This window comes from Enterobacter soli ATCC BAA-2102, from assembly GCF_001654845.1.
In the GTDB taxonomy this organism is placed as follows: domain Bacteria; phylum Pseudomonadota; class Gammaproteobacteria; order Enterobacterales; family Enterobacteriaceae; genus Enterobacter; species Enterobacter soli.
Window position 1 is genome coordinate 100,105 of record NZ_LXES01000038.1, and the last position, 24,315, is coordinate 124,419.

At 52.5% G+C, this 24,315-nt stretch carries 19 protein-coding genes; 14 read left to right on the forward strand and 5 right to left on the reverse strand.

The annotated features are described in order from the left end of the window. Positions 1 to 37: 37 nt before the first annotated feature. From lolA to M987_RS13065, 7 genes are all read left to right on the forward strand, one after another. Positions 38 to 652 (forward strand): outer membrane lipoprotein periplasmic chaperone LolA, encoded by a 615-nt coding sequence (lolA, locus tag M987_RS13035; protein ID WP_014069567.1) that lies wholly within the window; start codon positions 38 to 40, stop codon positions 650 to 652. A 9-nt stretch (positions 653 to 661) separates the two neighbouring features. Beyond that, a complete protein-coding gene (gene rarA, locus M987_RS13040) occupies positions 662 to 2,005 on the forward strand; it encodes a replication-associated recombination protein RarA (RefSeq protein WP_014069568.1) in 1,344 nt (447 codons plus the stop codon). Between the two features lie 92 nt (positions 2,006 to 2,097). Then, a complete protein-coding gene (gene serS / locus M987_RS13045) occupies positions 2,098 to 3,390 on the forward strand; it encodes a serine--tRNA ligase (protein ID WP_014069569.1) in 1,293 nt (430 codons plus the stop codon). A gap of 208 nt (positions 3,391 to 3,598) precedes the next feature. Continuing rightward, the gene (gene dmsA, locus M987_RS13050; protein ID WP_014069570.1) at positions 3,599 to 6,043 is read left to right on the forward strand and encodes a dimethylsulfoxide reductase subunit A; all 2,445 of its coding nucleotides are present in this window, start codon (positions 3,599 to 3,601) and stop codon (positions 6,041 to 6,043) included. Positions 6,044 to 6,053: 10 nt separating this feature from the next. Beyond that, positions 6,054 to 6,671 (forward strand): DMSO/selenate family reductase complex B subunit, encoded by a 618-nt coding sequence (locus M987_RS13055; protein WP_014069571.1) that lies wholly within the window; start codon positions 6,054 to 6,056, stop codon positions 6,669 to 6,671. A gap of 1 nt (position 6,672) precedes the next feature. Then, positions 6,673 to 7,536: a dimethyl sulfoxide reductase anchor subunit family protein gene (locus M987_RS13060; protein ID WP_014069572.1), complete on the forward strand. Its 864-nt coding sequence runs from the start codon at positions 6,673 to 6,675 to the stop codon at positions 7,534 to 7,536. Between the two features lie 274 nt (positions 7,537 to 7,810). After that, complete coding sequence (locus M987_RS13065; protein ID WP_014069573.1) at positions 7,811 to 8,959, forward strand: MFS transporter; 1,149 nt, start codon at positions 7,811 to 7,813, stop codon at positions 8,957 to 8,959. A gap of 33 nt (positions 8,960 to 8,992) precedes the next feature. Here M987_RS13065 and pflA read toward each other — a convergent pair whose 3' ends face one another. From pflA to ycaO, 4 genes are all read right to left on the reverse strand, one after another. Beyond that, complete coding sequence (pflA, locus tag M987_RS13070; protein ID WP_014069574.1) at positions 8,993 to 9,733, reverse strand: pyruvate formate lyase 1-activating protein; 741 nt, start codon at positions 9,731 to 9,733, stop codon at positions 8,993 to 8,995. 201 nt (positions 9,734 to 9,934) lie between these two features. Then, positions 9,935 to 12,217, reverse strand: coding sequence for a formate C-acetyltransferase (pflB, locus tag M987_RS13075; RefSeq protein ID WP_014069575.1), 2,283 nt, complete (start codon positions 12,215 to 12,217; stop codon positions 9,935 to 9,937). Between the two features lie 51 nt (positions 12,218 to 12,268). Further along, complete coding sequence (focA, locus tag M987_RS24670; protein ID WP_014069576.1) at positions 12,269 to 13,126, reverse strand: formate transporter FocA; 858 nt, start codon at positions 13,124 to 13,126, stop codon at positions 12,269 to 12,271. A gap of 406 nt (positions 13,127 to 13,532) precedes the next feature. Beyond that, complete coding sequence (gene ycaO / locus M987_RS13085; protein ID WP_014069577.1) at positions 13,533 to 15,293, reverse strand: 30S ribosomal protein S12 methylthiotransferase accessory factor YcaO; 1,761 nt, start codon at positions 15,291 to 15,293, stop codon at positions 13,533 to 13,535. A 127-nt stretch (positions 15,294 to 15,420) separates the two neighbouring features. On the opposite strand from ycaO, the gene M987_RS13090 reads away from it, so the two are divergent. The 6 genes from M987_RS13090 to ihfB all read left to right on the forward strand — a co-directional run bounded on the left by M987_RS13090 (position 15,421) and on the right by ihfB (position 21,828). Beyond that, complete coding sequence (locus M987_RS13090; protein ID WP_014069578.1) at positions 15,421 to 16,113, forward strand: DUF421 domain-containing protein; 693 nt, start codon at positions 15,421 to 15,423, stop codon at positions 16,111 to 16,113. A 161-nt stretch (positions 16,114 to 16,274) separates the two neighbouring features. Then, a complete protein-coding gene (gene serC, locus M987_RS13095) occupies positions 16,275 to 17,363 on the forward strand; it encodes a 3-phosphoserine/phosphohydroxythreonine transaminase (protein ID WP_014069580.1) in 1,089 nt (362 codons plus the stop codon). A 69-nt stretch (positions 17,364 to 17,432) separates the two neighbouring features. Beyond that, entirely contained in the window at positions 17,433 to 18,716 is a 1,284-nt protein-coding gene (gene aroA, locus M987_RS13100) for a 3-phosphoshikimate 1-carboxyvinyltransferase (RefSeq protein WP_014069581.1), read from the forward strand. 185 nt (positions 18,717 to 18,901) lie between these two features. Then, positions 18,902 to 19,585 carry a (d)CMP kinase gene (cmk, locus tag M987_RS13105; protein ID WP_014069582.1) on the forward strand — a complete coding sequence of 228 codons (684 nt, stop codon included), beginning with the start codon at positions 18,902 to 18,904 and terminating at the stop codon, positions 19,583 to 19,585. 112 nt (positions 19,586 to 19,697) lie between these two features. Further along, positions 19,698 to 21,371: a 30S ribosomal protein S1 gene (gene rpsA, locus M987_RS13110; protein WP_014069583.1), complete on the forward strand. Its 1,674-nt coding sequence runs from the start codon at positions 19,698 to 19,700 to the stop codon at positions 21,369 to 21,371. Positions 21,372 to 21,540: 169 nt separating this feature from the next. Further along, on the forward strand, positions 21,541 to 21,828 hold the full coding sequence (gene ihfB, locus M987_RS13115) for an integration host factor subunit beta (RefSeq protein ID WP_014069584.1): 288 nt from the start codon (positions 21,541 to 21,543) through the stop codon (positions 21,826 to 21,828). A 25-nt stretch (positions 21,829 to 21,853) separates the two neighbouring features. On the opposite strand, the gene M987_RS24675 is transcribed toward ihfB, so the two are convergent. Continuing rightward, positions 21,854 to 22,012, reverse strand: coding sequence for a hypothetical protein (locus M987_RS24675; protein WP_157506102.1), 159 nt, complete (start codon positions 22,010 to 22,012; stop codon positions 21,854 to 21,856). Positions 22,013 to 22,039: 27 nt separating this feature from the next. Here M987_RS24675 and M987_RS13120 point away from each other — a divergent pair, with 27 nt between their 5' ends. Then, positions 22,040 to 24,304, forward strand: a complete 2,265-nt coding sequence (locus tag M987_RS13120; protein ID WP_014069585.1) for a ComEC family protein — start codon at positions 22,040 to 22,042, stop codon at positions 24,302 to 24,304. The last annotated feature ends 11 nt before the right edge of the window (positions 24,305 to 24,315 follow it).

Sequence of the window (24,315 nt, forward strand, 5' to 3'; positions counted from 1 at the left end):
AACCCCATATCGGGATGACGTATTTTAAGGAATAACAATGAAAAAATTCGCAATCGCCTGTGCATTACTGACCAGTTTTGTTGCCAGCAGCGTCTGGGCTGATGCAGCCAGCGACCTTAAAAGCCGACTGGATAAAGTCAGTAGCTTCCACGCCAGTTTCACCCAAAAAGTGACTGACGGCAGCGGTAACGCGGTGCAGGAAGGTCAGGGGGATTTGTGGGTAAAACGCCCTAATCTGTTTAACTGGCATATGACACAGCCGGATGAAAGCATTCTGGTGTCAGACGGTAAAACCTTGTGGTTCTTCAACCCGTTTGTTGAGCAGGCAACCGCCACCTGGCTGAAAGATGCCACCAGTAATACCCCGTTTATGCTGATTGCCCGTAACCAGTCCAGCGACTGGCAGCAGTACAATATCAAACAGAATGGTGATGAGTTTGTTCTGACGCCGAAAGGCAGCAACGGAAACCTGAAACAGTTCACCATTAACGTGAGCACCAACGGAACCATCAATCAGTTTGGTGCGGTTGAGCAGGACGATCAGCGTAGCAGCTACCAGCTCAAATCCCAGCAAAACGGCGCTGTCGATGCATCGAAATTCACCTTTACCCCGCCGCAGGGCGTAACGGTGGACGACCAACGCAATAAGTAAGAGGCGTGAGTGAGCAACCTGTCGCTCGATTTTTCAGATAATGCGTTTCAACCTCTGGCCGCTCGTATGCGGCCAGAAAATTTAGCGCAGTACATCGGTCAGCAGCATCTGCTGGCTGCGGGTAAGCCGTTGCCCCGTGCTATTGAGGCCGGCCATCTACACTCCATGATCCTGTGGGGGCCACCAGGCACGGGTAAAACGACACTTGCTGAAGTGATCGCCCGTTACGCAAACGCCGATGTTGAACGCATTTCCGCAGTGACCTCCGGCGTGAAGGAGATCCGCGAAGCTATCGAGCGCGCAAGACAGAACCGTAATGCCGGACGCCGTACTATCCTCTTTGTTGATGAAGTCCATCGTTTCAATAAGAGCCAGCAGGATGCGTTCCTGCCGCACATTGAAGATGGCACAATTTTCTTCATTGGCGCGACGACCGAAAACCCCTCCTTTGAACTGAACTCGGCACTGCTTTCCCGTGCGCGTGTTTATCTGCTCAAATCGCTGACAACCGACGATATCGAAAAGGTTCTCACTCAGGCGATGGAGGACAAGGCGCGGGGTTATGGCGGGCAGGATATCATCCTGCCGGACGAAACACGGCTTGCGATTGCGGAGCTGGTCAATGGGGATGCGCGCCGTGCGTTAAACACGCTGGAAATGATGGCTGATATGGCCGAAGTGGATGATTCCGGTAAGCGTGTGCTGAAACCTGAACTGCTCACCGAAATTGCCGGTGAACGCAGCGCGCGTTTCGACAATAAAGGCGATCGTTTTTACGATCTGATCTCGGCCCTGCACAAGTCGGTGCGAGGCAGTGCACCGGATGCAGCACTGTACTGGTATGCGCGGATCATTAGCGCCGGTGGTGATCCCCTGTACGTGGCGCGCCGCTGTCTGGCCATTGCGTCGGAAGATGTCGGTAATGCCGACCCGCGCGCGATGCAGGTTGCGATTTCAGCCTGGGATTGCTTCACCCGCGTAGGGCCAGCGGAAGGGGAGCGAGCAATCGCACAGGCGATTGTTTACCTGGCCTGTGCGCCAAAAAGTAATGCTGTCTACACCGCGTTTAAAGCGGCTTTGGCAGATGCACGTGAACGTCCTGACTATGACGTACCGGTTCATCTGCGTAATGCGCCAACCAAACTGATGAAAGAGATGGGTTACGGGCAAGAATACCGATACGCCCACGACGAACCCAATGCCTACGCCGCCGGAGAGGAGTATTTTCCGCAGGAGATGGCACAAACCCGCTATTATCACCCCACAAACAGAGGTCTTGAAGGCAAGATTGGCGAAAAGCTCGCCTGGCTCGCCGGACAGGATCAAAATAGCCCTATAAAACGCTACCGTTAGTTCAATCGTTGCGGTAATGTTGGCATAGTATCCTTGTGACCGCAGGCTGTGGTCACATTTTCCTATTTTAATTCGATAAGCACAGGATAAGCATGCTCGATCCCAATCTGCTGCGTAATGAGCCAGACGCAGTCGCTGAAAAACTGGCACGCCGGGGCTTTAAGCTGGATGTAGATAAGCTGCGCGCTCTTGAAGAGCGTCGTAAAGTTCTGCAGGTACAAACTGAAAATCTGCAGGCAGAGCGTAACTCTCGATCGAAATCCATCGGCCAGGCGAAAGCACGCGGGGAAGACATTGAGCCATTACGCCTGGAAGTGAACAAACTGGGTGAAGAGCTGGATCAGGCGAAAGCCGAGCTGGACGCTCTTCAGACCGAAATCCGTGATATCGCACTGGCTATCCCGAACATTCCTGACGACAGCGTTCCTGTCGGCAAAGACGAAAACGACAACGTTGAAGTGAAACGTTGGGGTACGCCTCGCGAGTTCGACTTCGAGGTTCGCGATCACGTAACGCTGGGTGAAATGCACGCTGGCCTGGACTTTGCAGCCGCAGTTAAGCTGACCGGTTCTCGCTTTGTGGTGATGAAAGGGCAGATTGCTCACCTGCACCGTGCGCTGGCTCAGTTCATGCTCGATCTGCACACTGAGCAGCACGGCTACAGCGAAACCTACGTACCGTATCTGGTCAACCACGATACGCTGTACGGGACTGGCCAGTTGCCGAAATTTGCCGGCGATCTGTTCCACACGCGTCCTCTGGACGAAGAAGCAGACAGCAGCAACTACGCGCTGATCCCAACCGCTGAAGTGCCGCTGACCAACCTCGTGCGTGATGAGATCATCGACGAAGACGACCTGCCAATTAAACTGACTGCACACTCTCCGTGCTTCCGTTCTGAAGCAGGTTCTTACGGTCGTGACACCCGTGGTCTGATCCGTATGCACCAGTTCGACAAAGTTGAGATGGTACAGATCGTCCGTCCTGAAGAGTCCATGGACGCGCTGGAAGAGATGACCGGCCACGCTGAGAAAGTGCTGGAACTGCTGGGTCTGCCGTACCGCCGTATGGCGCTGTGTACGGGTGACATGGGCTTTGGTGCCTGCAAAACCTTCGACCTGGAAGTCTGGGTTCCTGCACAGAATACTTACCGTGAGATCTCTTCCTGCTCTAACGTCTGGGATTTCCAGGCTCGCCGGATGCAGGCTCGCTGCCGCAGCAAATCAGACAAGAAGACCCGTCTGGTTCATACCCTGAACGGATCTGGTCTGGCTGTGGGTCGTACGCTGGTTGCGGTGCTGGAAAACTACCAGCAGGCTGATGGTCGTATTGAGATCCCGGAAGTGCTGCGTCCGTACATGAAAGGCCAGCAGTACATCGGTTAATTTGTCTTAAATTAAAAAAGCGCCTACGGGCGCTTTTTTTATGCCCCTGCTTTGACACGAAACAATATCGCCTCCCTCTAAAGTAGTAATACTCCTCCGAATGAAAGCCAGCATAAAAAACTAATAACGGAGAAATCCGTTATATATAAAACTATATAGCGGTTTCTACCGTATCTCTTTTATTTGTGAGCAACCAAAGTGAGTCTTTATGAAAATCAAAGCGCCTGATGCTTTACTGGCTGCCGAGGTCACTCGCCGTGGGTTGATGAAAACCACGGCAATAGGCGGTCTGGCTGTTGCCAGCAGTGCGTTAACTCTGCCTTTTTCTCGTATGGTGTCGGCGGCGGATGCGCTGTCTCCGGCGTCAGCTCCGGAAAAAATGGTGTGGAGCGCCTGTACCGTTAACTGTGGTAGCCGTTGCCCGCTGCGGATGCACGTGGTGGATGGCGAAATCAAATATGTCGAAACGGATAACACCGGTGACGATAACTATGACGGGTTACACCAGGTTCGCGCCTGTTTACGTGGCCGCTCAATGCGCCGTCGCGTCTATAATCCGGATCGTCTCAAGTACCCGATGAAACGCGTTGGAAAACGCGGGGAAGGGAAGTTCGAGCGCATTAGCTGGGACGAAGCCTACGACATCATCGCGACCAACATGCAGCGTTTAATCAAAGAGTTCGGCAACGAATCCATCTATCTGAACTACGGTACAGGTACGCTTGGCGGCACCATGACCCGCTCCTGGCCACCAGGAAAAACGCTGGTTGCGCGCCTGATGAACTGCTGCGGCGGTTATCTCAATCACTATGGCGACTACTCTTCCGCGCAGATCGCCGCAGGGCTGAATTACACTTATGGCGGCTGGGCTGATGGCAACAGTCCATCTGATATCGAGAACAGTAAACTGGTGGTGCTGTTCGGTAACAACCCGGGTGAAACGCGTATGAGCGGCGGCGGGGTGACGTACTATCTCGAGCAGGCTCGTGCTAAATCTAATGCCCGCATGATCATCGTCGATCCGCGTTACACCGATACTGGTGCCGGGCGTGAAGATGAGTGGATCCCTATCCGTCCGGGTACCGATGCCGCGCTGGTCAGTGCGCTGGCGTGGGTGATGATCACTGAAAACCTCGTTGATCAGCCTTTCCTTGATAAATACTGCGTTGGTTACGACGAGAAAACTCTGCCAGCCAGTGCGCCTGCTAACGGGCACTACAAAGCATACATCCTTGGCCAGGGCAGTGACGGCGTGGCAAAAACGCCTCAGTGGGCATCCACGATCACCGGTATTCCGGTAGAACGTATTGTTCAGCTTGCACGTGAAATTGGTTCGGCGAAACCGGCCTATATCAGCCAGGGCTGGGGGCCGCAGCGTCATGCGAACGGTGAAATCGCCACCCGTGCCATTTCAATGCTCTCTATTCTGACGGGCAACGTGGGTATCAATGGGGGCAATACAGGCGCGCGCGAAGGCTCTTATGAAGTGCCATTTGAACGTATGCCGACTCTGGACAACCCGGTCCAGACCAGTATTTCCATGTTTATGTGGACCGACGCGATTGAACGCGGCCCGGAAATGACGGCATTGCGCGATGGTGTGCGCGGTAAAGATAAACTGGATGTTCCGATTAAGATGATCTGGAACTATGCCGGTAACTGCCTGATTAACCAGCATTCCGAGATCAACCGCACTCATGAGATCCTTCAGGATGATAAGAAGTGCGAGATGATTGTGGTCATCGACTGTCACATGACCTCGTCGGCGAAATATGCCGATATCATTCTGCCGGATTGCACCGCATCAGAGCAGATGGACTTCGCGCTGGATGCCTCCTGCGGCAACATGTCTTATGTGATCTTCACCGATCAGGCGATTAAACCGCGATTCGAATGCAAAACCATCTATCAGATGACGTCTGAGCTGGCGAAGCGTCTCGGCGTTGAGCAGCAGTTCACTGAAGGACGTTCTCAGGAAGGATGGATGCGTCATCTGCATGAACTTTCCCGCAAAGCGATCCCTGACCTGCCTGACTTCGATACCTTCCGCCAGCAGGGCATGTACAAGCAACGCGACCCGGAAGGGCATCATGTTGCTTATAAGGCATTCCGCGACGATCCTCATGCCAATCCGCTGACCACCCCGTCAGGGAAAATCGAAATCTACTCTGAAGAACTGGCAAAAATTGCGTCCAGCTGGGAGCTACCGGAAGGGGATGTGATTGATCCGCTGCCAATTTATACGCCAGGTTTCGAAAACTACAACGATCCACTGACCGCGAAATTCCCGTTGCAGCTGACGGGCTTCCACTACAAAGCGCGGGTTCACTCGACTTACGGCAACGTTGATGTACTGAAAGCGTCCTGCCGTCAGGAAATGTGGATCAACCCGATGGATGCGAAAGCGCGCGGTATTTCAAATGGCGATCGCGTGCGTATCTTTAACGGTCGTGGCGAAGTGCATATCGAAGCCAAAGTTACACCGCGTATGATGCCTGGCGTTGTCGCGTTAGGGGAAGGGGCCTGGTACAACCCGGATGCAAATCGCATCGATCAGGCCGGCAGTATTAACGTACTGACCACGCAGCGCCCATCGCCGCTGGCGAAGGGTAATCCGTCCCACACAAACCTTGTTCAGGTTGAAAAGGTGTAAGGAGTAACCGATGACAACCCAGTATGGATTTTTTATTGATTCCAGCCGCTGCACCGGTTGCAAGACCTGCGAACTGGCCTGTAAGGATTACAAAGATTTAACTCCGGATGTCAGCTTCCGCCGTATTTACGAATACGCCGGTGGCGACTGGCAGGAGGACAACGGCGTCTGGCATCAGAACGTGTTTGCCTACTACCTGTCGATTGCCTGTAACCACTGCGAAGATCCGGCCTGCACCAAAGTGTGCCCGAGCGGCGCGATGCACAAGCGTGACGACGGTTTTGTGGTGGTGGATGAAGATGTCTGCATCGGCTGCCGCTACTGTCACATGGCCTGCCCGTATGGCGCGCCGCAGTACAACGCCGCCAAAGGCCATATGACCAAGTGCGACGGTTGCCACACCCGCGTGGCGGACGGCAAAAAGCCGATTTGCGTGGAATCCTGCCCGCTGCGTGCGCTGGACTTTGGCCCGATTGAAGAGCTGCGCCAAAAGCACGGCCAGCTTGCAGCAGTGGCACCCCTGCCGTCTGCGCACTTCACGAAGCCGAGCATTGTGATTAAACCTAACGCCAACAGCCGTCCGACGGGTGACACCACCGGCTACCTGGCAAATCCGAAGGAGGTGTGAGATGGGAAGTGGATGGAATGAATGGCCGCTGATGATCTTCACGGTCTTCGGGCAGTGCGTTGCGGGTGGTTTTATCGTCCTCGCTCTGGCGCTGCTCAAGGGAAATCTCAATGCGGAACAGCAACAACGCCTGGTGCTGAGTATGTTTGGCCTGTGGGTGTTGATGGGCATTGGCTTTATCGCCTCAACCCTGCACCTCGGTTCACCGATGCGGGCGTTTAATTCCCTTAACCGCGTGGGTGCATCATCACTCAGTAACGAAATTGCCAGCGGCGCTATTTTCTTTGCGGTGGGGGGGCTGGGCTGGCTGCTGGCTGCACTGAAAAAGTTGCCAACAGGGCTGCGTAGCCTGTGGCTAATCGTCACTATGGTTCTGGGTGTGGTGTTCGTGTGGATGATGGTGCGGGTTTATAACACTATCGACACCGTGCCAACCTGGTACAGCGTCTGGACGCCAATGAGCTTCTTCCTGACGATGTTCATCGGCGGGCCGTTACTGGGCTTCCTGTTGCTGCGTGTGGCGGGCGTAGACGGCTGGGCGATGCGTTTGCTGCCGGCTGTTTCACTCCTGGCACTGGTGGTGAGTGCCATCGTAGCCCTGATGCAGGGGGCAGAGCTGGCAACGATCCACAGCTCTATTCAGCAGGCGTCTGCGCTGGTGCCTGATTACGGCTCGCTGATGGCCTGGCGCGTGGTGTTGCTGGTAGCGGCACTGGTGTGCTGGATTGTGCCTCAGCTTAAGGGTCATCAGCCTGCGGTACCGCTGTTGTCCCTGGCCTTTGTGCTGGTGCTGGCAGGTGAGTTGATTGGCCGCGGTGTGTTCTATGGCCTGCATATGACGGTTGGTATGGCCATCGCCAGTTAACGTTGTTTTTTGTTATATAAAGCCGGGACATAGCGCCCGGCTTTTTTGTTTTCAATCATGAAATTTTTCGACTGTCGTTTGGTTTTAATTCTGAGTATTGGTAAATAAAAACAATCAGATAGTTTATATCGATAGCAAGCGTTGCATTAGCAGGATTAGTTTTTTAAATCGACAGGGAGCATATCGTGCGTGCGCCCTGAATCGGTGGATTGACTTTGTTTTTGCCAGTGGCATGATGCGCACGAAATCTGAACTTCCTCACGGTTTTTAATCCATGCCCACCTATACCCGCCCAGTGCTCCTGTTGCTCTGTGGCCTGCTTTTGCTGACGCTGGCGATAGCGGTGTTAAACACCCTCGTCCCGCTTTGGCTCGCCCATGAAAACTTACCGACCTGGCAGGTGGGTATGGTTAGCTCGTCCTTTTTTACAGGTAACCTCCTGGGAACGCTGGTCACGGGGAGCCTGATTAAGCGTGTGGGTTTTAACCGTAGCTATTATCTGGCATCGCTGATTTTTGCCGCCGGATGCGCTGGGTTAGGCCTGATGGTGGGATTCTGGAGCTGGATGGTCTGGCGTTTTATCGCGGGTGTGGGCTGTGCGATGATCTGGGTGGTGGTTGAAAGCGCCCTGATGTGTAGCGGTACGTCGCGCAATCGTGGTCGCCTGCTGGCGGCATATATGATGGTTTACTACGTTGGAACCGTGCTTGGGCAACTGATGGTCAGTAAATTGCCGACCGACCTGATGAGCGTTCTGCCGTGGGTGACGGGCATGATCCTGGCCGCTATTCTGCCGTTGCTCTTTACCCGCATTGTTAACCAGCAGAGCGAACACCAGGAAGTGACCCATGTCTGGCCGATGCTGAGGCTGCGTCAGGCGCGCCTGGGGGTTAATGGCTGTATCATTTCCGGGATAGTGCTGGGTTCGCTTTATGGCCTGATGCCGCTGTATTTGAACCATCAGGGGGTTAGTGATTCCGGGATCGGTTTCTGGATGGCGGTGATGGTCAGTGCGGGGATTGTCGGGCAATGGCCGATTGGGCGTCTTGCCGATCGCTTTGGCCGCCTGCTGGTGCTGCGCGTTCAGGTCTTCGTGGTGATCATGGGGTGCCTCGCGATGCTCAGCAGTGCTGCAATGGCACCTGCGCTGTTTATTCTGGGGGCGGCGGGATTTACTCTCTATCCGGTAGCGATGGCCTGGGCCTGTGAGAAAGTCGAACATCATCAGTTGGTGGCAATGAACCAGGCACTGCTCCTGAGTTATACCATCGGCAGTTTACTGGGGCCGACGCTGACGGCCATGCTGATGCAGAACTATTCTGACAACCTGCTGTTTATCATGATTGCCAGCGTATCGTTTATTTATCTCCTGATGCTGCTGCGTAAAGCAGGCGAACATCCAACGCCAGTGGCACATGCCTGATAAAAAAATCCCGGCTTACTCGCCGGGATTTTTTTAATACATCACTTTGTGACCGTACTGCTCAAGAATGCCTTTCACGCGTTCCATGGTTTCTTTCTTCGGTGGTTTAACGCCATCGAGCTTATATTCTTCACCCATCGCCACCCATTTATGTTTACCCAGTTCGTGATAGGGCAGTAGCTCAATTTTTTCTACGTTGCCCATGTCGCGGGTAAATTCGCCCAGTCGATGTGCAGAGTCATCATCATCTGACCAGCCAGGCACAACCACATAGCGGATCCAGGTGTTGATACCCTTACCGGAGATGTATTTGGCGAACTCCAGGGTTCGGTGGTTGGAAACGCCAACCAGATTCTGGTGGATCTCATCGTTCATCTGTTTGAGATCGAGCATGACCAGGTCGGTCACTTCAAGCAGTTCATCGATGACCGGATCGTAACGACGCACAAAGCCGTTCGTATCGAGGCAGGTATGAATACCTTCTTTACGGCAGGCACGGAACCAGTCGCGCACGAATTCAGCCTGAAGAATGGCTTCACCGCCGGATGCCGTTACACCGCCACCTGATGCATTCATAAAATGGCGATAGGTCACGACCTCTTTCATTAAATCATCAACGGTGACTTCTTTGCCGCCGTGCGTATCCCATGTATCACGGTTATGACAGTACAGGCAGCGCATCAGGCAGCCCTGGAAGAAGGTGATAAAGCGGATCCCCGGGCCATCAACGGTGCCACAGGATTCAAAGGAGTGAATACGACCAATAGTTGACATTGCGGTGATATCTCCAGATTCGGCCCGTCCAGGACCTGTTGTATGCACAGCTCAAACCGGCTGTTAAGTCTGTTTTGGCTGTTATCCATAAAGTATAGATTGCAGGCAAAAGAGACTATGGAGAGGAAGGTGTTAAAAAGGCCCCACTTGCGTGGAGCCTTTATTGTACGCTTTTTAACGCGTGATTTCAGTCAATTCCAGTTAGATGGACTGAGTGAAAGTACGGGTGATAACGTCCTGCTGCTGTTCTTTAGTCAGGGAGTTAAAACGTACTGCGTAGCCAGATACACGGATGGTCAGCTGAGGATATTTCTCAGGGTGTTCCATCGCATCGAGCAGCATTTCACGGTTCATCACGTTCACGTTCAGGTGCTGACCACCTTCGATGGACGCTTCGTGGTGGAAGTAACCATCCATCAGACCCGCGAGGTTAGTTTTACGCACTTCGTCGTCTTTACCCAGTGCATTTGGAACGATAGAGAAGGTGTAAGAGATACCATCTTTAGCGTATGCAAACGGCAGTTTAGCAACGGAGGTCAGAGAGGCAACCGCACCTTTCTGGTCGCGACCGTGCATTGGGTTAGCACCTGGGCCGAATGGCGCACCAGCACGACGACCGTCTGGGGTGTTACCGGTTTTCTTACCATACACAACGTTAGAGGTGATGGTCAGAACAGACTGAGTCGGGATAGCGTTACGGTAAGTAGTCAGTTTCTGAATTTTCTTCATGAAACGTTCTACCAGGTCAACCGCCATGTCATCAACGCGAGAATCGTTGTTACCAAACTGCGGGTATTCGCCTTCGATTTCGAAGTCAACAGCCAGGCCGTCTTCGTCACGAATTGGTTTAACTTTCGCATATTTGATTGCAGACAGGGAGTCAGCAGCAACGGACAGACCAGCGATACCACACGCCATGGTGCGGACAACGTCACGGTCGTGCAGCGCCATCAGAGAGGCTTCGTAGCTGTACTTGTCGTGCATGTAGTGGATAACGTTCAGTGCAGTGACGTACTGTTTAGCCAGCCAATCCATGAAGTGATCCATGCGGTCCATCACTTCGTCGAATTTCAGCACGTCGCCTTTGATTGGTTCAGACTTAGGACCAACCTGCATTTTCAGTTTTTCATCAACGCCGCCGTTGATTGCGTACAGCATGGTTTTCGCCAGGTTTGCACGCGCACCGAAGAACTGCATTTGTTTACCAACGACCATTGGGCTTACGCAGCAAGCGATAGCGTAGTCATCGTTGTTGAAGTCCGGACGCATCAGGTCATCGTTCTCGTATTGCAGAGAAGAGGTGTCGATGGACACTTTAGCGGCGAATTTCTTGAAGTTCAGAGGCAGTTTTTCAGACCACAGAACAGTGATGTTCGGCTCCGGAGACGGCCCCATGGTGTACAGGGTGTTCAGGAAGCGGAAGCTGTTTTTGGTAACCAGAGTACGGCCATCAACGCCCATACCACCGATAGACTCAGTTGCCCAGATTGGGTCACCAGAGAACAGTTCATCATATTCAGGAGTACGCAGGAAACGAACCATACGCAGTTTCATGACCAGGTGGTCAATCATTTCCTGAGCGTCTTGTTCAGTGATTTTGCCTGCTTTGATATCACGTTCGATGTACGCATCCAGGAAGGTGGATACGCGGCCGAAGGACATTGCTGCACCGTTCTGAGACTTAACAGCGGCCAGGTAGCCGAAGTAGGTCCACTGGATAGCTTCCTGAGCATTGGTCGCAGGACCAGAGATATCGCAACCGTATTTAGCAGCCATCTCTTTGATCTGGCCCAGCGCACGGTGCTGTTCAGCGATTTCTTCACGCAGACGGATTGTCGCTTCCAGGTTAACGCCATTTTCCAGGTCAGACTGGAGAGAAACAAACTGTGCGTATTTGTCTTTCAGCAGGAAGTCGATACCGTACAGTGCAACACGACGGTAGTCACCGATGATACGGCCACGGCCATATGCATCTGGCAGACCAGTCAGAACGCCAGATTTACGGCAGTTCAGAATGTCTTTGGTGTAAACATCGAATACGCCCTGGTTGTGGGTTTTGCGGTATTCGGTGAAGATTTTTTTCAGCATTGGGTCCAGCTCGCGGTTGTACGCTTTGCAGGAACCTTCAACCATTTTGATACCACCGAACGGAATGATTGCACGTTTCAGTGGAGCTTCAGTTTGCAGACCAACGATTTTCTCAAGGGCTTTGTTGATGTAGCCAGCATCGTGAGAAGTAATGGTGGAAGCTACGGAGGTGTCAAAATCAACTGGCGCGTGAGTGCGGTTTTCCAGTTTAACGCCTTCCATTACGTTGTCCCACAGCTTGGTGGTCGCGTCAGTTGCGCCAGCCAGGAAGGATTCGTCACCTTCATACGGGGTGTAGTTTTTCTGAATGAAGTCACGGACGTTTACTTCATTCTGCCAGTCACCTTTAGTAAAACCTTCCCAGGCTGTGGCTAACTTCTCATTAAGTTCGGACATGTAACACCTACCTTCTTAAGTGGATTTTTTATTTACTGCCTGAGAAAACCATCAATGATGGTCGCCGCCACGCAGGTAAATGACCCAGTATGTCAACCCAACTAACAGACCCCCACCGATAATGTTCCCGATAGTGACAGGGATCAGGTTATCAGTAATGAAGTTCATAATAGTCAGGTGAGAGAAACTTTCCGGGGTTGAACCAACTGCAGTCCAGAACTCCGGGCTCGCAAAGTTGCGGATTACAATCCCCATAGGGATCATAAACATGTTTGCGATACTGTGCTCAAAGCCGCTGGCAACAAACATCGCAACCGGCAGAACCATAATCATGGCTTTGTCCATCAGGCTACGACCAGAGTAGCTCATCCAGACAGCCAGGCAGACCATCAGGTTTGCGAGAATGCCAAGAGCGACAGCTTCGATAAATGTATGGTGCATTTTGTGGTCTGCGGTTTGCAGGACGTTAAGCCCCCAGCCGCCGTTGGCGGTCATGTATTCGCCAGACAACCACATCAACAAAACAAAGAGCAGACACCCAATCAGGTTACCAACATAGACGTTTAACCAGTTACGTGCCAGTTGGCCCCAGGTAATTCTTCCGCTGGCTTTTGCGACGACAATCAGCACCGTTGAGGTGAAGAGGTCAGCGCCGCAGATGACGCAGAGGATAAGTCCCAGTGAGAAACAGATACCGCCAATCAGTTTCGCCATACCAAAAGGCATTGTGGCAGTACCGGTCGTGGCAGTGATGTAAAAGACAAAAGCAATGGAGATGAACACGCCCGCGGTGATCGCCAGATAAAAGGTCTTCATCGGGTGTTTCGTTGCTTTATAGACACCCGCTTCTTCGGCAACTTTGGCCATCGCAGCTGGGAGTAAAAGATCAAAAGGGTTGTCAGCTTTCACACTAACTCTCTCTTTATTAAGTCGGCGACGAGATACTAACAAAGCATTATAGAAGAGAAATTGATATAGATCATATCTCGCCTGGCTTATAGGCCCGCAATGCGTACGGTTTTACAGCGAAAGCGGAGTAAGTATTTGATTATCCGTATAAAAATAAATTTTAAAAGTTATGAAAAGAGTTGAATTTTTTCGTTCGCGCTCCCTTAAAACAGTTAATTAAAATGGAGTATTTACCATAAAAAGTAACAGTTAATCTCGGGTAAGTATTATTATATTTACCCGTGTTTAACTTTATTATTACAATCAAAAATCATTGCGAAAGAAATAAAAAAACGGGGCAATGAAATTGCCCCGTAATATAGCCCAGACGATTGAATCCGCCTACAGTTGGTAATGTTATATGCGCTTATTTTGACCAGTAAGCGGCTTTTGCCTTCTGTAACTTCTCATACGCTTTCAGCAGTGACTGATGTGCCGGGAAGGCTTTCAGATCGTTATCTACCGTTTGCAGGCCGTAGAACGGCTCTTCACCGCTCAGGGCCGCGCTGGCTGCTTCTACAGCGTCGGCGCCATACATACGCACGAAGGCATTCAGATATTGCAGTGGCTGACGTTCTTCTTCCTGCGCGAGCAGCAGCAGGGTTTGCAGGCAACGGTAGTAGTTAGCGCGCTCTGCGGAGAAGACGGACTGGTTGAACTCCATCGTCCATTCTGTCCATGCCAGCGCCTGATCCAGGTCACCACCCGCCAGGGCCAGCATCGCTTTCAGCTCGCCAATGCGCAGGGTGTACCAGCCATTGTCTTTACCGGTTGCCAGACCAAGCAGCTCACGCACGCGGGTAAAGTCATCGTGACCTTCGTCGTCCAGCTGCGCGATCAGGTTCAGATAGTCTTCTTTTTCCCACTCACTACCTGGCAGTGACAGCAGCGTTTCACGAAGATGCGCACCCATGCTGTTATTTGCCAGCCACAGATCTTCTGCCGGATAAATGTCAGACATGCCAGGCACCAGAATACGGCAAGCGTATACGCTCAGGTGTTCGTAGTCGGCAATGTAGACTTCTTTATCTTCAGCTTTGAAGATAGCCATCAGGGTGGCGAACTCTTCTTCGGTGGTGCCTGCAAAGCTCCAGTCAACGAACGGGTAGTCTGCATCCTGTTTAAACATATCCCAGGAGATCAAACCGCTTGAATCGATGAAGTGGGTTTCGAGGTTCGCGTGTTCAGCCACTTCTTCGTCGTCGAAGGTTGGTGGGGTAAACACGTCGAGATCTTTCAGGCTACGGCCCTGAAGCAGCTCGGTGACCGTACGTTCCAGCGCGACGCCGAAATCAGGATGCGCACCAAAGGAAGCAAAGCAGGTCCCGTTCGCCGGGTTGAACAGCACGACGCAGATAACCGGGTATTTACCCCCCAGAGAACCGTCATAGGCAAAGATTGGGAACCCTTCGGCTTCCAGCTTCGCGATAGACTCCACAACGCCCGGGTAACGTGCCAGAACGTCGGCCGGAATTTCAGGCAAGCTGATGGATTCTGCGATAATGCGGTTTTTGATGTGGCGTTCGAATACTTCAGACAGACCCTGAACACGCGCTTCGTTGCGGGTGTTACCGGCTGACATACCGTTCGACACATACAGGTTACCGACGATGTTCATCGGGATGTATACGATCTGCTCGTCAGACTGACGGGTAAACGGCAGGGCGCAGATACCGCGATCTTCATTACCGGACTGCAAATCGATAAGCATACTGGCGGTCAGTTCGTTATCGGCGTCGTAAAACGCGCGCAGTCGGGCATCCAGAATGCCTTCCGGCAGTTCGTCATCTTCGGTCAGCGGGAACCATTTTTCATTCGGGTAGTGAACGAATGGGCCGTTAGCGATGGTGTCACCTAGCCAGAAGTCGGCGAAGAAATAGTTGGTGGACAGACGCTCAAAATACTCACCCAGCGCAGAGGCCAGTGCGGCTTTTTTGGTGGCGCCTTTACCGTTGGTAAAGCACAGCGCGCAGTCTTTGTCGCGAATATGCACGGACCAGACGTGAGGAACCGGATTCAGCCAGGAGGCTTCTTCAATATTAAAGCCCAGGTCGGTCAGTTTCTGCTGGAAGCGAGCGATGGAATCTTCCAGAGCGGCGTCTTTGCCGGGGATAAACGTTTGAGTCATGGCGTTCACTTTTATCGTACGTAAAGCGCGCAATGATACGGGTTTTGCGTGACGGGTGCTATCTTCGGCGAAAATAAATGACTGGGCTATGCTTAGTGACAGTAACCCACTGTTAAGGCATAGAAAAATGAAAGCATTCGATCTTCATCGGATGGCATTTGACAAAGTTCCACCCGATTTTTTATGGGAGGTGGCGCTGCGTAGTCTTTATACCTTCGTCCTGGTCTTTCTTTTCCTCAAAATTACCGGGCGTCGCGGCGTTCGTCAGATGTCGCTTTTTGAAGTGCTGATCATCCTGACGCTGGGATCCGCGGCCGGGGATGTTGCTTTTTATGACGATGTGCCGATGGTGCCGGTCTTCGTGGTTTTTGTCTCGCTGGCCTTGCTGTACCGGCTGGTGATGTGGCTGATGTCAAAAAGCGAAAAGCTGGAAGACCTGCTCGAAGGGAAGCCGGTGGTCATCGTCGAAGAGGGGCAACTGGCCTGGGAGAAAGTCCGCGGGGCCAATATGACGGAATTTGAATTCTTTATGGAGCTGCGCCTCAACAGCGTAGAACAGCTCGGGCAGGTGCGTCTGGCCATTATGGAAACGAACGGACAAATCAGCATTTATTACTATCACGATGATGATGTGAGGCCTGGACTGTGTATTCTTCCTGAAAGCTTTGTGGCGCGGTTTAAGACGATACCGGAAACGGGTGAGTATGCTTGTATAAGATGCAGCCATGTCGAAGCGATGCAGGCAGGAGAGCATCAATTATGTCCCCGCTGCGCGAATCCAGAATGGTCGAAGGTGAGCCGGGCCAAACGTATCACCTGACAGCCATTTTGTCGGTTTTGTTACAGTGGGGTGGCAGATTGTATTGTGTGACGACGGGCACATTTCGCCGGTCATAAGTTTTAGACATTGCGGCGCGTGTCACTGAATGATAAAACCGATATCCACAGTAATAACTTATTGCTTTTAGCGTGGTGAGGGAAATGGCTCAAGTCTTTAATTTCAGTTCAGGTCCGGCAATGTTACCGGCGGATGTGCTCAAACAGGCTCAACAGGAACTTTGTGACTGGCAGGGTCTGGGCACGTCGGTGATGGAAATCAGTCACCGTGGCAAAGAATTTATTCAGGTGGCTGAAGAAGCAGAAAAGGATTTTCGCGATCTGCTGAATATTCCCTCGAACTACAAAGTATTGTTCTGCCACGGCGGCGGTCGCGGTCAGTTTGCTGGCGTACCGCTGAACATCCTGGGCGACAAAACCACTGCTGACTACGTTGATGCGGGCTACTGGGCGGCAAGCGCCGTTAAAGAAGCCAAAAAATACTGCTCACCGAATGTGATTGACGGCAAAATCACCGTTGACGGCCTGCGCGCTGTTAAGCCGATGAGCGAGTGGCAGCTTTCTGACAACGCTGCATACCTGCACTATTGCCCGAACGAAACCATCGACGGTATTGCCATCGATGAGACCCCGAATTTCGGCAAAGATGTGGTGGTGGCTGCCGACTACTCCTCAACAATCCTCTCCGCGCCAATTGATGTCAGCCGTTTCGGTGTCATCTACGCGGGCGCGCAGAAAAATATCGGCCCGGCTGGGCTGACGCTGGTCATCGTGCGTGAAGATCTGCTGGGCAAAGCCCATACGTCATGCCCGTCCATCCTTGATTACACCGTGCTGAACGACAACGACTCTATGTTCAACACCCCGCCAACATTTGCCTGGTATCTGGCAGGTCTGGTCTTCAAATGGCTGAAGCAGAATGGCGGCGTGGCGCAGATGGACAAGATCAATCAGCAAAAAGCCGATCTTCTGTACGGTGTGATTGATAAGAGCGATTTTTACCGTAATGACGTGGCGCAATCTAACCGCTCCCGCATGAACGTACCGTTCCAGCTCGACGACAGCAGCCTGGATAAACTCTTCCTTGAAGAGTCCTTCGCGGCGGGTCTGCACGCGCTGAAAGGACACCGCGTAGTGGGTGGGATGCGTGCTTCTATTTATAACGCCATGCCGCTGGAAGGCGTAAAAGCGTTAACCGATTTCATGGTCGACTTCGAACGTCGCCGCGGTTAATCACGCTGTTTTTCACCCCCGCAGTTATGCTGCGGGGTTTTTATTATGTTGAGTTGAGAGTTAAGTTTCATGGAATCCCTGACGTTACAACCTATCGCGCGGGTAGATGGCACCATTAATCTGCCTGGTTCAAAAAGTGTCTCGAACCGCGCTCTGCTGCTGGCAGCTCTGGCAAACGGCACCACCGTCCTTACAAACCTGTTGGACAGCGATGATGTTCGCCATATGCTCAATGCGCTGAAAGCGTTGGGAGTTCATTACACGCTGTCTGACGACCGTACGCGTTGCGAAGTGACCGGCAACGGCGGTGCACTGCACGCTGGAGAAGAGCTGGAACTGTTCCTCGGGAACGCTGGTACCGCGATGCGCCCGCTGGCGGCAGCCCTGTGTCTGGGCAGCAATAATATTGTGCTGACCGGTGAGCCGCGCATGAAAGAGCGTCCGATCGGCCATCTGGTGGATGCCCTTCGTCAGGGCGGCGCGCAGATTGATTATCTGGAGCAGGAAAATTATCCGCCACTGCGTCTGCGCGGTGGTTTTACCGGTGGTTCCGTTGAGGTTGACGGTAGCGTATCAAGTCAGTTCCTGACCGCGTTGCTGATGACCGCGCCACTGGCACCGCAGGATACGGTTATCACCATTAAAGGTGACCTGGTTTCTAAACCTTACATCGATATCACGCTGCACCTGATGAAAACCTTCGGTGTTGACGTTGAAAACCAGGCGTACCAGCGCTTTGTCGTGCGTGGTGGGCAACAGTACCAGTCCCCGGGCAACTACCTGGTTGAAGGCGATGCGTCCTCGGCGTCTTACTTCCTGGCGGCCGGTGCGATTAAAGGCGGTACGGTGAAAGTGACCGGTATTGGCCGTAACAGTGTGCAGGGCGATATCCGTTTTGCTGACGTACTGGAAAAAATGGGTGCTGTTGTGACCTGGGGTGATGATTTCATCTCCTGTACGCATGGCGAGCTGAACGCCATTGATATGGACATGAACCATATCCCGGATGCCGCGATGACTATTGCGACAGCCGCGCTGTTTGCGAAAGGCACCACCACGCTGCGTAATATCTATAACTGGCGTGTGAAAGAAACTGACCGCCTGTTTGCGATGGCGACCGAACTGCGTAAAGTGGGCGCAGAGGTAGAAGAGGGCGAAGACTACATTCGCGTGACGCCTCCGGCCAAATTGCAGGTTGCTGAAATTGGCACCTACAACGATCACCGTATGGCGATGTGTTTCTCGCTGGTGGCGTTGTCCGACACGCCTGTCACCATTCTCGACCCGAAATGTACGGCGAAAACCTTCCCGGACTACTTCGAACAGCTGGCGCGTATTAGCACGCTGGCCTGATGACATTATGCCGCATCCTGCGATGCGGCATTTCCTTACGCTTCCTGACGTTCATTCCTGCCCATTTCTTCTACACTCTGCTTCATTAAATCCGTAATTTGCACGCAAAGGTAACAGTTGCGCACGTTGGCGCGTATAATGCGCGGCGTTTATGTTAACGGTATGCCTTTATTAAGGAGAAAAAGATGACGGCAGTTGCCCCGGTAATCACCATTGATGGGCCTAGTGGCGCAGGGAAAGGTACTCTGTGCAAGGCGATGGCGGAAGCATTGCAATGGCATCTTTTAGATTCGGGAGCAATCTATCGCGTGCTGGCCCTGGCTGCGCTGCATCACCATGTGGATGTCGCATCTGAAGAAGCGCTGGTACCGCTGGCTGCGCACCTGGACGTGCGTTTTGTGTCGACCGACGGCAACCTTGAAGTGATCCTGGAAGGGGAAGATGTGAGCGGTGAAATCCGCACTCAGGAAGTGGCTAATGCCGCCTCTCAGGTTGCTGCGTTCCCGCGAGTTCGTGAGGCGCTGTTGCGTCGTCAGCGCGGCTTCCGTGAAGCACCAGGCCTGATAGCCGATGGGCGTGACATGGGTACCGTGGTGTTCCCTGATGCACCTGTTAAAATTTTCCTTGATGCTTCCTCTGAAGAACGTGCGCATCGCCGTATGCTTCAGTTGCAGGAGAAGGGCTTTAGTGTTAACTTTGATCGCCTTTTATCCGAGATAAAAGAGCGCGATGACCGCGATCGTAACCGCGCCGTCGCTCCACTTGTTCCTGCAGAAGATGCATTAGTGCTGGATTCAACCAGTTTAACTATTGAGCAAGTGATTGAAAAAGCGCTACAATATGCGCGCCAAAAACTGGCACTCGCGTAATCGCGACAGAATTTGTAGTACCCCCGCTGCAATGGATTGTGAGCGGGTATGTGAAACAACCCCATCCGGCATGAAGCCAGGTGGACGTTAAATCTAACTCTGAAGATTAAACATGACTGAATCTTTTGCTCAACTATTTGAAGAATCTTTAAAAACAATCGAAACCCGTCCGGGTTCCATCGTTCGTGGCGTTGTTGTTGCTATCGACAAAGACGTAGTCCTGGTTGATGCGGGTCTGAAATCTGAATCTGCAATTCCTGCAGAGCAGTTCAAAAACGCAGCCGGCGAACTGGAAATTCAGGTCGGTGACGAAGTTGACGTTGCGCTGGACGCAGTAGAAGACGGCTTCGGCGAAACCCTGCTGTCCCGTGAAAAAGCTAAGCGTCACGAAGCTTGGATCACGCTGGAAAAAGCTTACGAAGAAGCTGAAACTGTGGTCGGTGTTATCAACGGCAAAGTTAAAGGTGGCTTCACTGTTGAGCTGAACGGTATTCGTGCGTTCCTGCCAGGTTCACTGGTAGACGTTCGTCCAGTTCGTGACACCCTGCACCTGGAAGGCAAAGAGCTTGAGTTCAAAGTTATCAAGCTGGACCAGAAGCGTAACAACGTTGTTGTATCCCGTCGTGCCGTTATCGAATCCGAAAACAGCGCAGAACGCGATCAGCTGCTGGAAAACCTGCAGGAAGGCATGGAAGTCAAAGGTATCGTTAAGAACCTCACTGACTACGGCGCATTCGTTGACCTGGGCGGCGTTGATGGCCTGCTGCACATCACCGACATGGCGTGGAAACGCGTTAAGCACCCAAGCGAAATCGTGAACGTTGGCGACGAAATCACTGTTAAAGTGCTGAAGTTCGACCGCGAACGTACTCGTGTATCCCTCGGCCTGAAACAGCTGGGCGAAGATCCATGGGTTGCTATCGCTAAACGTTACCCAGAAGGTACTAAACTGACTGGTCGCGTGACCAACCTGACTGACTACGGCTGCTTCGTTGAAATCGAAGAAGGCGTTGAAGGTCTGGTGCACGTTTCCGAAATGGACTGGACCAACAAAAACATCCACCCATCCAAAGTTGTTAACGTTGGTGATGTAGTGGAAGTTATGGTTCTGGATATCGACGAAGAACGTCGTCGTATCTCCCTGGGCCTGAAACAGTGCAAAAACAACCCATGGCAGCAGTTCGCGGAAACCCACAACAAGGGTGACCGTGTTGAAGGTAAAATCAAGTCTATCACTGACTTCGGTATCTTCATCGGCCTGGACGGCGGCATCGATGGCCTGGTTCACCTGTCTGACATCTCCTGGAACGTTGCAGGCGAAGAAGCAGTTCGTGAATACAAAAAAGGCGACGAAATCGCAGCAGTTGTTCTGCAAGTTGACGCAGAGCGTGAGCGTATCTCCCTGGGCGTTAAACAGCTCGCAGAAGATCCGTTCAACAACTGGGTTGCACTGAACAAGAAAGGCGCAATCGTAAACGGTAAAGTGACTGCAGTTGACGCTAAAGGCGCAACCGTAGAACTGGCTGACGGCGTTGAAGGTTACCTGCGCGCTTCCGAAGCTTCACGTGACCGCGTTGAAGATGCAACTCTGGTTCTGAGCGTTGGCGACGACGTTGAAGCTAAGTTCACCGGTGTTGACCGTAAGAACCGCGCAATCAGCCTGTCCGTACGTGCTAAAGACGAAGCTGACGAGAAAGATGCAATCGCAACTGTTAACAAACAGGAAGATGCAAACTTCTCTAACAACGCAATGGCTGAAGCTTTCAAAGCAGCTAAAGGCGAGTAATATCAAGTTCTCTGCATCATTTGAGCTGTAACGCAATTACAGTGAGAAGGATGAGGAGCAGACTTGACAGATTGCAGGATTCGTCCTGTAATCAATAACAAAGGGCGGCTACGGCCGCCCTTGTTTAATGAGCTGTTCAGCTAATTGGTTTGAAGGAACCGGAGGAATCATGACCAAGTCAGAATTGATTGAGAGACTTGCCAGTCAGCAACCGCATGTCCCGGCGAAGGCTGTGGAAGATGCTGTTAAAGAGATGCTGGAGCATATGGCCACCACTCTTGCCCAGGGCGAGCGCATTGAAATCCGCGGTTTCGGAAGTTTTTCTCTGCACTACCGTGCTCCACGTACCGGGCGTAACCCGAAGACTGGTGATAAAGTAGAGCTGGAAGGTAAATACGTTCCACACTTTAAGCCGGGTAAAGAACTGCGCGATCGCGCCAATATTTATGGCAACTGAGTTTAGCCGTCAGGGTTAAACTGGGTTAAAAAGAAAGCACCTTAGGGTGCTTTTTTGTTTGTATTTTTTCTCTTCTGAAGACGTCCCGCAATTCTGTTGTTGTTTTTCCGCAAACTGAAAAAATCATTACAGCGCCCGCTGTAGTTCTCTCTTTCTCCGCCTGACTCTCACCCTTATCAGCCACATACTCCTGCAAAACAGGGAGGTTGTGATGGGGATACCGACGATCGGTGCGTGTGTCATTCTGGCAATAATACCGTTGCTCTGGTTGCCCGTGTTGCCGGGTATACATGGGGTGTGGGTGATGATCGCAGCAGGGATTGTGTTCTCATTACAACGCTTAACGGTATTGCGCTTTACTGGCCTGTGGATGCTCTTCTTTTCCTGGGCAGTATTGTCGACAATGGAGCACGTCTGGCCGATGCAGCATTTAACCCGTGGAGCACAACAGGCTGAGGTGGTGATTACTGAAACGGATGGCGCAACGACCCATAAAGGAACGATTGTTTCCCTGAATGGAAAGCGCTGGTGGCCCGCAACGGGCGTGGTGTTATACGGCAATGACTTACCGCAGGCAGCCTGTGCAGGGCAACGCTGGGCAATGACGCTGCGCCTCAGGGCCGTACATGGTGAGTTAAATGATGGCGGCTTTGATTCACAGCGAAACGCATTTGCCCGACATCAAACGCTGACCGGCAGATTTACAGCGGCAGAAATTGTCGAGGGTTCCTGTAGTTTACGTTCACGCTATCTAGCTTCTTTGCGAAATACGCTTTCGCCTTATCGCTGGGGGCCGGTGATCCTGGGCCTGGGAATGGGAGAGCGTCTGGCAGTGTCCCGGGAAATCAATAATCTGATGCGCGAGACAGGCACGATTCATCTGATGGCCATATCCGGGCTACACATTGCGCTTGCCGCATCGGTTATTTGGCTACTGGCCCGAGGGGGACAGTTTTTTTTACCCAGCCACGTCATTAACTGGCGGATGCCTTTACTGGCGGGGCTGTTTTTTGCCGCCTTCTATGCGTGGCTGACAGGCCTACAACCGCCGGCATTACGAACTGTTATCTCGCTTGCGACCTTTGCTGTATTACGACTCAGCGGGCGACGATGGTCAGCCTGGCAGGTCTGGCTGTGCTGTGTGGCCACTATTCTGGTTGTTGACCCGATGGCTGTGCTTTCGCAGAGCCTCGTATTGTCCGCTTTTGCGGTAGCGGCACTGATATTCTGGTATCAATGGTTACCGCTGCCGTCCTGGCGACTGAACCGCTGGCTAAAGCCATTTGTGGAGCTGCTGTATCTACAGGTGGGCATGTTGCTGCTGCTGTTGCCATTGCAGGTACTGATTTTCCATGGCATGAGTCTCTCTTCGTTAGTGGCTAATCTGTTTGCCGTCCCTCTCGTGACGTTCATCTCCGTTCCGCTGATCCTGCTTGGCATGTTGCTGCATTTGCTGCCGTTAGCTGTACTGGAAACGGCTATCTGGTTTATGGCGGATAAATCCCTGGCGCTGCTGTTCTGGTTATTGATGCATTTACCCGATGGCTGGCAGGACATTGATGAACGCTGGCAATATTTAACACTGCTTCCCTGGTTCGCCGTTATTGGCTGGCGCTTGCAACTCTGGAAAACAGCGCCGGCGGTGTGCCTTGCTGGCACTGTTTTACTGACATTCCCGCTCTGGAGAACGGTGAAAAATGATAGCTGGACGCTGCATATGCTCGATGTGGGGCAGGGGCTGGCTATGGTTGTTGAGCGTGACGGGAGGGCGATTCTGTACGATACCGGGCTTGCCTGGCCGGGTGGCGACAGTGCCCAGCAGGTTATTATTCCCTGGCTACGCTGGCATCACCTGGTCCCCGAGGGGGTTATCCTGAGTCATGAGCATCTTGATCATGTCGGAGGACTACCCTCATTACAGAAAGCCTGGCCGGCCATAAGGATAAGAAGCCCGCTGCGCTGGGCAGGCCATCTTCCCTGTTTTCGTGGGCAACAATGGCGATGGCGAGGGTTAACCTTCACCGTTCACTGGCCGCCTGAAGCGTTGTCTGAAGCGGGGAATAATCGCTCATGCGTGGTAAAAATCGATGATGGCGAGCAGAGCATTCTGTTGACGGGGGATATTGAGGCTAAGGCTGAGCAGGCGATGGTAAGCCATCACTGGCGTTATCTTACGTCTACACTCATTCAGGTGCCTCATCATGGAAGTAACACCTCTTCTTCACTGCCACTGGTGCAGCGCACGGAAGGGAAGGTCGCACTGGCCTCCGCAGCACGCTATAACGCATGGCGATTTCCGTCGACCAAAGTGGTCCGACGTTACAGGAAAGAGGGCTATTTTTGGCTGGATACACCTCAATCTGGACAAATCTCTGTGACTTTTTCGCAACATGGCTGGCAAATCCGCCGCTTACGTGATCAATATTTACAGCGTTGGTATCATCAGTGGTTTGGCGAGCCAGTAGATAACGGGTAGAATATGCGGCT

Coding starts and splice junctions, on each gene's coding strand:
- lolA (WP_014069567.1), top strand. CDS start 38: ATGAAAAAATTCGCAATCGCCTGTGCATTACTGACCAGTTTTGTTGCC.
- serS (WP_014069569.1), top strand. CDS start 2,098: ATGCTCGATCCCAATCTGCTGCGTAATGAGCCAGACGCAGTCGCTGAA.
- dmsA (WP_014069570.1), top strand. CDS start 3,599: ATGAAAATCAAAGCGCCTGATGCTTTACTGGCTGCCGAGGTCACTCGC.
- M987_RS13055 (WP_014069571.1), top strand. CDS start 6,054: ATGACAACCCAGTATGGATTTTTTATTGATTCCAGCCGCTGCACCGGT.
- M987_RS13060 (WP_014069572.1), top strand. CDS start 6,673: ATGGGAAGTGGATGGAATGAATGGCCGCTGATGATCTTCACGGTCTTC.
- M987_RS13065 (WP_014069573.1), top strand. CDS start 7,811: ATGCCCACCTATACCCGCCCAGTGCTCCTGTTGCTCTGTGGCCTGCTT.
- pflA (WP_014069574.1), bottom strand. CDS start 9,733: ATGTCAACTATTGGTCGTATTCACTCCTTTGAATCCTGTGGCACCGTT.
- pflB (WP_014069575.1), bottom strand. CDS start 12,217: ATGTCCGAACTTAATGAGAAGTTAGCCACAGCCTGGGAAGGTTTTACT.
- ycaO (WP_014069577.1), bottom strand. CDS start 15,293: ATGACTCAAACGTTTATCCCCGGCAAAGACGCCGCTCTGGAAGATTCC.
- M987_RS13090 (WP_014069578.1), top strand. CDS start 15,421: ATGAAAGCATTCGATCTTCATCGGATGGCATTTGACAAAGTTCCACCC.
- serC (WP_014069580.1), top strand. CDS start 16,275: ATGGCTCAAGTCTTTAATTTCAGTTCAGGTCCGGCAATGTTACCGGCG.
- aroA (WP_014069581.1), top strand. CDS start 17,433: ATGGAATCCCTGACGTTACAACCTATCGCGCGGGTAGATGGCACCATT.
- cmk (WP_014069582.1), top strand. CDS start 18,902: ATGACGGCAGTTGCCCCGGTAATCACCATTGATGGGCCTAGTGGCGCA.
- rpsA (WP_014069583.1), top strand. CDS start 19,698: ATGACTGAATCTTTTGCTCAACTATTTGAAGAATCTTTAAAAACAATC.
- ihfB (WP_014069584.1), top strand. CDS start 21,541: ATGACCAAGTCAGAATTGATTGAGAGACTTGCCAGTCAGCAACCGCAT.
- M987_RS13120 (WP_014069585.1), top strand. CDS start 22,040: ATGGGGATACCGACGATCGGTGCGTGTGTCATTCTGGCAATAATACCG.